Annotated in this window: 6 protein-coding genes; 2 read left to right on the top strand and 4 right to left on the bottom strand. The window is 63.6% G+C overall.

Translation table 11 applies throughout. The annotated features are described in order from the left end of the window. The first annotated feature begins 240 nt into the window (after positions 1 to 240). Positions 241 to 1542 (top strand): M20/M25/M40 family metallo-hydrolase, encoded by a 1302-nt coding sequence (locus tag BRA1253DRAFT_RS07120; protein ID WP_007592579.1) that lies wholly within the window; start codon positions 241 to 243, stop codon positions 1540 to 1542. A gap of 166 nt (positions 1543 to 1708) precedes the next feature. Here the strand turns inward: BRA1253DRAFT_RS07120 and BRA1253DRAFT_RS07125 are convergent, their stop codons facing one another. Continuing rightward, positions 1709 to 3118, bottom strand: a complete 1410-nt coding sequence (locus BRA1253DRAFT_RS07125; RefSeq protein WP_007592580.1) for a HAMP domain-containing sensor histidine kinase — start codon at positions 3116 to 3118, stop codon at positions 1709 to 1711. Position 3119: 1 nt separating this feature from the next. Further along, positions 3120 to 3794: a response regulator transcription factor gene (locus tag BRA1253DRAFT_RS07130; RefSeq protein WP_007592584.1), complete on the bottom strand. Its 675-nt coding sequence runs from the start codon at positions 3792 to 3794 to the stop codon at positions 3120 to 3122. Between the two features lie 314 nt (positions 3795 to 4108). On the opposite strand from BRA1253DRAFT_RS07130, the gene BRA1253DRAFT_RS07135 reads away from it, so the two are divergent. After that, entirely contained in the window at positions 4109 to 5167 is a 1059-nt protein-coding gene (locus tag BRA1253DRAFT_RS07135; protein ID WP_007592586.1) for an alpha/beta fold hydrolase, read from the top strand. A 179-nt stretch (positions 5168 to 5346) separates the two neighbouring features. On the opposite strand, the gene BRA1253DRAFT_RS07140 is transcribed toward BRA1253DRAFT_RS07135, so the two are convergent. Both BRA1253DRAFT_RS07140 and BRA1253DRAFT_RS41160 read right to left on the bottom strand, forming a co-directional pair. Next, positions 5347 to 6099, bottom strand: a complete 753-nt coding sequence (locus tag BRA1253DRAFT_RS07140) for a substrate-binding domain-containing protein (protein WP_007592588.1) — start codon at positions 6097 to 6099, stop codon at positions 5347 to 5349. 200 nt (positions 6100 to 6299) lie between these two features. Next, on the bottom strand, positions 6300 to 6523 hold a 224-nt coding region (locus tag BRA1253DRAFT_RS41160; RefSeq protein WP_371261303.1), incomplete at its 5' end, for a transposase.

Below are 6523 nucleotides of genomic sequence, written 5' to 3' on the forward strand. Positions count from 1 at the left end.
TGCCGAGGCTTGGAGGCCAGCATGGAACAAGTGTCGTCCGATTTCCATCCCTCACGATGTGAGGGACAAAAATGCTCAGCTCCCACGCCATCCGATCCTACGACTTTAGGCTTAGGCGGCCGGCGCCCTGGCCCTTCCCATCACGTCCGCCTCGGCCGGGCATGCCGGGTGCCCCGGGCGCGTGACAAGCGCCGGAAACACGGGCATACCGCGCCATCCCCCAACCTAGGGCCGCCACGCATGTCTCGATCCCACCCTGCTCCATCGCTCGTTGCTCCGTTGATCGCGTCGCTCTGGCTGGCATGTGCGGCAATGCCGGCGCATGCGGAGCCCAGTGCGAATGTCGTGGCCGACGTCCATGCGCTGGCGCAAAAGGAGCAGCAGCCGCTGCTCGACACGCTGCGCGATCTCGTCAGCATCGAATCCGGCAGCAAGGATGTCGAAGGCTTGAATCAGATCGCCGAGCGCGTTGCCGGCCAGCTCAAGCAGCTCGGCGGCACGGTGGAGATCCTGCAGCCCACCGACGTCTATCGCCTCGACGACACACCCGAGAAGATCGGCCCGGCCGTACACGCCGTATTCAAGGGCACAGGCAGCAAGAAGATCATGCTGATCGCCCACATGGACACCGTGTACCTGAAGGGCATGCTGAAGGATCAACCGTTCCGCATCGACGGCGACAAGGCCTACGGCCTCGGCATTGCCGACGACAAGCAGGGCGTCGCGCTCATTCTTCACACCGTAGCGTTGCTGCAGAAGCTGAGCTTCCGGGATTACGGCACGCTCACGGTGCTTACCAATGGCGACGAGGAGATCTCGTCGCCCGGCTGGCGCAGCACCATCACCAGGTTCGCCGCGGATCAGGATGTGGTGTTCTCGTTTGAAGGCGGCGGCACCGACGGCACGCTGCGGCTGGCCACCAGCGGCATCGGCTCGGCGTATCTCACGGTACAGGGCAAGTCGTCGCATGCAGGCTCGCGGCCCGAGGGCGGCGTCAATGCACTGTACGAACTCTCCCATCAGCTGCTGCAGATGAAGGACCTGTCCAAACCGGAGCAGGGCCTGAAACTGAACTGGACGGTCTCCAAGACCGGTACCAACCGCAACGTCATCCCCGCCGAGGCCACGGCCCAGGCCGATGCGCGCGCCCTCAAGGTCGCCGATTTCGACGAGCTGGAGAAGGCGCTGCAGGACAAGATCAAGAATCACCTGCTGCCCGACTCCAAGGTCGCGCTCAAATTCGAGGTGCGCCGTCCGCCGCTGGAGGCCAACGACGCCTCGCGCCGCGTGGCGGCCTACGGCAAGACCATCTATGGGGAGATCGGACTGCCCCTCAAGGTCGACGAGAAGGCGACCGGCGGCGGCACCGATGCGGCGTTTGCCGCGCTGAAGACCAGCGGAGCCGTGGTCGAAGGCATGGGCCTGTCGGGCTTCGGCGCGCATTCCAACGACGCCGAATATGTTAAACTCGACAGCATCGTGCCGCGGCTTTATCTGACCACGCGCATGATCATGGATCTGTCCACCGGCAAGCTGAAATAGCGCTCTCTTCCTTCTTCCCCTTGTGGGAGAAGGTGGCGCGAAGCGCCGGATGAGGGGTTGCCTCCGCGCATTCAACTCGCAGTCGGACTCGCGGAGAGAGACCCCTCACCCGGCTCGCCGCTGTCGCGGCGAGCCACCCTCTCCCACAAGGGGCGAGGGTGCAGCGTCAGTGCCGCACTGCGTTCAAATCAACGTCGCCCCGCTTCTCCGCCAGCCTGAACCGCAGCGTGAACTGCGCGCCGCCGCCCGGAAGATTCTCCACCGCAACCGTTGCCGCGTGATCATCCGCCACCGCGCGCACGATCGAGAGCCCGAGGCCGGCGCCGTCGCTGCGCTGGCGGTCGGCGCGCCAGAAGCGGTGGAAGATCAATTCACGCTCGGCTTCCGCAATTCCCGGTCCGCAATCGCGCACGCGCACCGCACCGTTCTCGCTCACATCGACATCGACCGACGTATCCTTTGCCGTGAACTTGATGGCGTTTTCGGCAAGGTTGAAGATCGCGCGCTGGAGCATCACCGAATTGCCGTGGATCAGCACCGGCGCCTCGCTGCCCCTAAGCGCGATATCCTTGTGCTGCGCGATCGCGAGCGGCGCGATCGAACCGACCACCTCGGCGCAGACCGCGCGCAAATCCGCGGTCTCGCCGGGATCGAGCACCAGCGTGTCGAGCTCGGCGATCTCCAGCAGCTGCGCGACGATGCGGCTCATGCCCTCGATGTCGGCATGCAGCGCCTGCCTTGCGGCGCCGTCGCCGAGCGTCTCGATGCGCGTGCGCAATATCGCGAGCGGCGTACGCAATTGGTGCGCGGCGTCGGCGGTGAACTGCCGCTGCACCCGAAAGCCGTCCTCGAGGCGGTCGAGCGCCTGGTTGACGGCGGTGACGAGCGGCATGATCTCGCGCGGAATCTGCTCCGTCGGCAGGCGGATGTCGGTGCGCGCCGGGCCGATATTGCTTGCCTCCTCGGAGGCCTTCCACAGCGGCGCGACGGCGCGGCGAAAGATGATGATGTCGATGGCGAGCAGGACCAGCAGGATTGGAATCGTGATCCACCCGACCCGCCGGAAGAAGTTCGAGACAATGTCATCGATGATGACGTCGCGGTGCGCGAGGTCCTCCGCGACGCGAATGCGCATCACCTTGCCGTCGATGATGCGAGTGACGCCGGCGCCGGAAATCGTTTCGGAGAGCGGCGGAGGCGCGGCCGTGGCAGTGCCGGTCTTGCGCCGCGACGAGAACAGCAGATTCCCCTCGGCATCGCGAATGTCGTACTGGTAGCGGCCATAGGCTTCCGAATAAAGGCCCTTGAGACTGTCCGGCAGGTTGAACGTCAACAGCCCGTCGGGCTGGGCGACGATGCGCTCGGCCAACACCTCGGCCTGCGCGCGCATGGCATCGCGATGCAACTGGTCGATCTCGGAATTGAGCAGCCAGAACAGCACCAGCGGCAGGAAGATCGCAACCACCGCGACCGCCACGATGTGCAGGAACACGATGCGCCAGATCAGCGATTTGAACGTTGGCGACCTCGCATGGATCCCGGCGCGGAATCCGGCGTGAGATCCGATCCGGGCCACGCTATTTCTCCTCGGCCATAAGATAGCCGACGCCACGGATGGTGTGGATCACGACCTTGGCGCCGTGCTCGGCGAGCTGCTTGCGCAACCGCGAGACGTAGACCTCGACCGCATTGGAGGCGACTTCGCCGTCGAGACCGAAGATGTGGTCCTCGACGTTCTTCTTCGGCACCACCCTGCCCTGCCGGCGCAGCAGGATCTCAAGCACCGAGGTCTCGCGCGCGGAGATGATGCGCGGCTGGTCGTCCACGAAGATCTGGCGGCTTTCGGTGTCATAGACGAGGTTGGCGAGGCGCAGCGAGCGGCCGAGCAACTGGCCCGGACGGCGCAGGATCGCCTCCAGCCGCGCCACCAGCTCCTCCATCGCGAACGGTTTGGCGAGATAGTCGTCGGCGCCGCTGCGCAGGCCGCTGACGCGGTCCTGCAAGCCGCCGCGCGCGGTCAGCACCAGCACCGGCAAGGGCTCCATCTGCCGGCGCAGCTCGCGCAGCACCGACAGGCCATCGCCGTCGGGCAGTCCGAGGTCGAGGATCATCGCGGCATAGCTGACGCTGCTGACCGCCTCGCGCGCTTCGGCCGCGCTGCCGACGATGTCGCTCTCATAGCCGGCCGCCGACAGCCCGCCGGCAACGAGCCGTGACAGCTCGGCATTGTCCTCGACGATTAGAAGGCGCATCGCATTTTCCCGCGGGATGTTCCGCTGTCACCGCACGGCTTCCGCCGCATCTTCGCTGTCATCCATCATCCGGGGCATCTCGGCCAGCGAAAAAGCAGCCGGCGGGCCGGCCGCTCCCTTCCGTCAGGTTCCTGTAAGCCAATCAGGGCACCTGCGGATGAGGTCGCGGATGGCGCGGACGTTTGCCCCCTTGGGCCCCGCCGCCGGCGCCGCATCGATCCTGCCAAGGAACGAACACCCCGGCGAACCGTTCAACTCAGCTGCAACATTTCTCATTTGATGGGGCGTCGTGCAGACCACCTAAGGTAATGCACATGCGCCTTGCACGACGAACACGTTCCAGCTCCCTTCTATCCGATTGCCTGGCCGCCATCACGCGACATCCGGGCGCCGCCGCGTTTGCTGCCGCAGGTACCTTCATCGCGGCTAGCGCAATCATAAACCGGCGGCTCGCGAACAAAGCGCAACGCGATAATCCTCCGCAGGGTCGGTTCATCGATATCGATGGCGTTCGCCTGCACTATTTGGAACGCGGCAGGGGCAAGCCGCTGGTTTTGTTTCACGGCAATGGCAGCCTGGTCCAGGATTTCGACGCGAGTGGATTGATCGATCTCGCAGCCGAAAACTACAGGGTCATCGTGTTCGATCGTCCCGGATTTGGGCATAGCTCGCGGCCGAGGCACGTCGTCTGGACCCCGGATGCCCAGGCGGACCTGTTCAAGAAGGCGCTCGATCAGCTCGGCGTCTCTCAAGCGATTGTCCTTGGCCATTCGTGGGGCGCGTCGGTTGCGGTTGCGCTGGCGACAAGACATCCTTCGGTCGTGCAGGCTCTCGTGCTGGCCTCGGGCTATTATTTCCCGACGCCCCGCTCGGACAGCGCCGCGTCAGTGCTGTCCGCCCTACCGGTGCTCGGGGACCTCATCAGCTCCACGATTTCGCCGCTAGCCGGTCGGATGATGTGGCCCGCGACGTTGCGCAAGTTGTTTGGGCCCCGGCCGGTCCCGAACAAGTTCACGGGCTTTCCGAAAGAAATGGCGCTCCGCCCATCACAGATGCGGGCCACAGCCGCTGAAGCGACGATGTTGATCCCCGCCGCATTCTCAGGTTCGAAGACTTATGCAGAACTCAAGATGCCCACGATCATTATCGCGGGCCAGGGCGATCGTATGATCGATATCAAGCAGTCGGTCAGGCTGCATGGCGAGATCAAGCAGAGCAAATTGCGCCGGATCGACGGCGCGGGACACATGATTCATCATTCCGCAACCGCTCAGGTAATGGCGGCCATCGACGAAGCTGCTGCCGAGGCCGTGTTGACCCATGGGAGTGAAGGTCCGGGCGTACAGCAGTCGCGAGAGACTTCCGGCGCCTGACGAGCGCGAGGAAAGTCGAATGTCACCTATTTGGCCCTGACCTGCTTCGTACGATGCTCCTGAAAAGCGGTCCTTCGGCGATGCTAGGACGTTGGCGTCAGCCGACATGCGCCAGCGGCCCGCTTTTTAAAGCATCCGCTGTTGATCAGAACGTCGTTGCGTGACGAAACGGCTGATTGTTACCCCGGCGTCATACCTTTGCCCTTGATCACCGATACGGCGTCCGGCGTTTTCAGGTAATCGAGGAGCGCCTTCGCGGCTGCCGCTTCCTTTGTGCCCGCACCGAGCGCGGCCGTGAATACGACATCCTGCTGCAAGTCAGCGGGGAAAGGTCCAACCACATCCAAACCCGGTGCCGTCAAGACGTTCATCAGGAATAGCGCTAGTTCAGCCTCTCCGTTGGCGACTACAGCGACGACCTGTGCGGGGGTCGGCTGCGCTTTCATCTTGGCTTTCATCGGCTCGGTGATGTCGAGACGCTCGAATACCTTCGCGATTGAATAGCCGGTTGCGCTTTCCGGAATCGAGGCGACCGATTCCGCGTTAAGCAAGGCAGCTTTAAACGCGTCGGGCGTGGAGATGTTGGGCTTCGGCGCACCGTCGCGAACCGCGACACCGAGGCCAACGCGAGCTATGTCCAGCGTCGGCCCGGCTGCGAAGTGTGATCGCGCGGCGGCGTCCCTCATTACCTCGACCGGCACGACGCCGACATCGAACGGCTTGCCGGACGTCGCTTCCTTGATCAGGTTCGGTGTGGTGCCGAAGAAGACGTCAAGCTTGTGGCCTGAAGTTTGCTCGAAGTTCGGCTTTAGAACCGACCACACCGCTGTCATGGCACCGCCGGCCAGCACCCTCAACTCAGCTGCGTTCGCGGCCGACGACAGCATCATACCTGCCAGGATACCTACTGCCGCGAAAGAACGCGTCCTCATATGACCCTCCAAGAGCTTAAGCTCAACTGAGCGCTTTGATCGCAGGTGGGCGCTACGTTGTTTCAGGTCCACCCCCTAATGTCCGCTTTGCGTTGGATTGTGTTGCAAAACTCGTTTCTGACTTGGGGGCGAGCTTGGCTTTGGAGTTTCGGCGGTTTTTTGGTACGGCGTGTCGGCGGTTTCCATTTTGCTGGTGGATTTCAGCACGGGACTGCCAGTTGTGGCGGGAGACGGCAGATTAGCTTGGCCAGCCGCCTCAGGTTCTGCGCGGTGGCTGTGAGCAGCACTTCGTCCCTGACGCCATTCAGGCCCCGCAACCGAAGCCGGTCGAGCCTGAGAATGCGTTTCATATGAGCAAACCGCATCTCGACCTTTTGCGCTCGCGGTGCGATTGCTCGAAGGCTTCCGTATTCGCCAGCGCACG

Source organism: Bradyrhizobium sp. WSM1253 (assembly GCF_000244935.1).
GTDB classification, from domain to species: domain Bacteria; phylum Pseudomonadota; class Alphaproteobacteria; order Rhizobiales; family Xanthobacteraceae; genus Bradyrhizobium; species Bradyrhizobium canariense.